1 protein-coding gene is annotated in these 786 nt (G+C 48.5%); it reads left to right on the top strand.

Features of this window, described 5'->3' with window-relative positions; translation table 11 throughout:
• The coding region (locus EI162_RS14375; protein ID WP_192524973.1) for a MobA/MobL family protein at window positions 1-786 on the top strand (786 nt) is incomplete at both ends.

The raw sequence follows: 786 nt of genomic DNA, 5'->3' as shown, positions 1-786 counted from the left end.
ATGTGCTTGATGATGCCAAATATGGCAAGACCCATGACTATAGTAAAAAGTCTGGGGTGATGAGTAGCGATATCGTTTTGCCGTTTTCATTAAAAGCGCTAGGTGTGAGTGTGGATCGGGAGACGCTTTGGAATACCGCTGAAGCGGCAGAGACCCGTTCGGACAGTCGGGTAGCGCGTGAGTGGCTGATTAATTTGCCTCATGAGTTGTCTGAGGAAGAGCGCCATTCATTGGCTATCAACTTTGCCCAAAAGCTTTGCGACGATATGGATGTGATTGCGGATGTGTGTATCCATCGTCCGGTGATGAAATTGCCTTTTGATCCTAATGTACCGCCAAGCTCTAAGTATTTGCGTGAGGGTGAGGAAAACCCTGATCCCCGTAATTTTCACGCACATATTTTAGTCACTACTCGAGCGCCTACCATTGGACCCAATAAAACCTTGGCATTTGATCCAAAGCTTAAGACCCCGTTTGAGTGGTCTAATAAAAAACGTAAGGCGCATGATCTGCCGTCATCGATGCAGGAGATTAAGCGTATTCGTGAGATGTGGGTAGATACCGCCAATAAGGTATTGGCCGAATATCATCTACCGCTGATGGATGCGCGCAGTTACAAGGATCAGGGGCTTGATCAGCAGCCCACCATTAAAATGGGAGTAGAGGCGACGGCCATGGAGCGCCGAGGCATCACGACCGAAAAAGGTAATACCAACCGCGCCATCAAAGAGCGCAACAAATTGGTGGCTGACAACCATATCAAACAGGAGGCAGACAATGAGCGAC

Source organism: Psychrobacter sp. FME6 (assembly GCF_014861365.1).
GTDB lineage: Bacteria > Pseudomonadota > Gammaproteobacteria > Pseudomonadales > Moraxellaceae > Psychrobacter.
This window is presented reverse-complemented; position numbering and strand designations above follow the sequence as displayed.